Origin of the sequence: Parafrankia sp. FMc2 (assembly GCF_041008525.1) — a bacterium.
GTDB lineage: Bacteria > Actinomycetota > Actinomycetes > Frankiales > Frankiaceae > Parafrankia.
Genome location: NZ_JBFLUG010000338.1, coordinates 1 through 2,248, shown reverse-complemented (window position 1 = coordinate 2,248; position 2,248 = coordinate 1). Strand labels below are relative to the sequence as shown.

At 61.7% G+C, this 2,248-nt stretch carries 2 protein-coding genes; both read right to left on the bottom strand.

Features of this window, described 5'->3' with window-relative positions:
- Positions 1–77 precede the first annotated feature (77 nt).
- Complete coding sequence (locus AB1460_RS36985; protein ID WP_420497463.1) at positions 78–368, bottom strand: beta family protein; 291 nt, start codon at positions 366–368, stop codon at positions 78–80.
- A complete protein-coding gene (locus tag AB1460_RS36980; RefSeq protein ID WP_368967181.1) occupies positions 340–1,497 on the bottom strand; it encodes a patatin-like phospholipase family protein in 1,158 nt (385 codons plus the stop codon). The genes AB1460_RS36985 and AB1460_RS36980 overlap by 29 nt, the downstream gene beginning before the upstream one ends.
- Positions 1,498–2,248 lie beyond the last annotated feature (751 nt).

Sequence of the window (2,248 nt, the reverse complement as noted above, 5' to 3'; positions counted from 1 at the left end):
GCCGACCGGCCCCGCCCGCGCTGCCTACCAGGGCGTGGATCAACCAGCCCCCAGCGATCATCGAGACCGAGGAGGCGCTACCCACGAACCAAGCAGCCTGATGTCTCACCGGGATTGACAGGCTCCGGCTCGCTGACCGTTGTTAGGTGGTGCAGGGTTCCGTACCGGCGCCACGCCTCGGGATTCCCGTCCGTCGCACCGGCGGCGACAGCGGCGATCCATGCGTCGGCGGGGCAGTGCTGCGGGCCGGCGAAGTGCGGGGAGGCACTTAACAGCTCGGCGACTGGGCTCATCGCCGCCGGACAGGAACCGTGAGTTTCGTTGGTGAATTTTACGGACTCATTTCTGCCAGAGAGCGACGCTGGCATCAGCTTTGCCTAGTTGGATCTGATCCCTCATGTAGTGGGGATCAAAGAGTAGGAAGCTGAGCAACTCCCTATCGTCGCCGCCAATATTCAGGAAAGAAAACGCGGCCTGCAGTGGAAAGAGTCCTTGATAGCGGTTGCGGAATGCGGTCGCCGCCATTCCAGCAAGCTGCCCACTATTCGGTGAAACAAGAAGAAACCTTGTATGCCTATACGGATTTCCGTTTGGTGAAATCGCTTTATTGCCTGCAGCTTTGACGAAGCAATTGATACGTCGCAGGTTCCTGATATCCTCGATCATCGCGTCGCCAAGCACTGCATTCAGCGACTGTGCGCCCACGCCCTGGATGTCCGGCATGCGACCGGGAGGTCCGACAGGTGGCGGAGGGTAGGTTGTCGCGTGGCTGGAAATTATCATCAGCTCGGTCGCCCCCAGGTCGAGGGCAGGCTTGATAGGCGTGTTCAGTCGAACCCCACCGTCGATGTAGAAACCCGCCGCGCCTTGGGTATCGATTCTCTCTGGGGGGAAAAGTACAGGTATCGCCGAAGAAGCGATGACGTGTTTGTAGTGGAGTGGTGTTGGCACGTAGTCCAAAGCACAATTTGGGGCCACTTTCGGCGCGGGGCTATTGCTATGGAGAAACACCCGACTGCGACCCCCGGTCCCATCTTGTTGACACAGTGTGGCAACGACCGCAACGGCCTCGGGGTATCCATTTTTTATATTCGCGACGACCTGCTTCGGGCAGTATAGATTCTGCGCGGTTCTATGCAGAGGAGCTGTGTCAAATATTTTGGTAACTCTGCGCGACCACAGCCACCCAGCCGTTCTAGTCAGGGTGCGAGGCGCGACTATGGGGCGAAACACCTTCGAAAAATCGATCTGCTCCCACGCGCTGGTCAAGTTGGCAGCGATATCCGCTGGTGATTCTTCGTGTGCACTTTGGGCCAGCAGTGCGGCGTTGACGGCTCCCGAGCTCGTGCCGACGATGACTACTCGTTCGTACTCCTTGATCCGAGGTGCGAGGTTCGCGAGCGCACCAGCCGCGTATGCTCCGCGCGCTGCGGCTCCCGCGATCACGATACCGAGTACCTTTTCGCCCGCCTGGTTCGCATCCTTCGCGTTTGGCATATCTCTGCTGCTCCATGGCCTGATCGCCCAACGGTTTATGACGTGCTTCCGCGACACTAGAACGGCATCGAGGAAAGCTATGGGATGCAGGACTTCCCAGGTCCTCCGCTGGTGCTACTCCGCGCGTGTCGTCCACTGAAGCTGCCCCAGTTTCGTGCACAGGTAGGGCTATGAACGGCTATGGAGCACGGAAGGTAGCGTGTGAGCTCCCGTGGATGCCGCAGCCAAAAGCGACCATCATGGTTTAATCCAGTGGAAACTGGACCATTCAGCTCGTAAACGAGCGGGCGGCCCCGTGCGCTGGACGGCGTGAGCGTGTCGGTCGGCAGCGCCAGCGCCAGCGAAGGTGGGAGCCGAATCGCCGCCACGCAGGCGGTGTACCCGGTCGGCCGACTGTCGCGACGGGAACGGCTGGCAACGGAGCGTGGTAGCGATGGATCATGGACGATTGCCACCGACTCCTCCGGCTCATCTCCTTCGTCGCCTGGGCGGGCGAACCGGGTTCGAACGAGTGCGGCCTGAGATTCGCCCGGGGCGATGACGAGCAGGAGTGGCACGGTCCTGGCAGGGCGTGGGCGGCCGCCGTCGAGCGGGGCGAGAGCCTGCCCATGCCTGAGGGGGCCCCCCAGGGCTCCGGCAAGTTTGCTGACGCGTAGGCGGTGGGCCAGGCCTGGGGTTTCTGGTGGGGCTGTGTAGCGGGAGCCGGGCACGCGGCCGGGGGTCTCATGGGTGCGGGCACGCCACCTGAAGA

Coding starts and splice junctions, on each gene's coding strand:
- AB1460_RS36985 (WP_420497463.1), bottom strand. CDS start 368: ATGCCAGCGTCGCTCTCTGGCAGAAATGAGTCCGTAAAATTCACCAAC.
- AB1460_RS36980 (WP_368967181.1), bottom strand. CDS start 1,497: ATGCCAAACGCGAAGGATGCGAACCAGGCGGGCGAAAAGGTACTCGGT.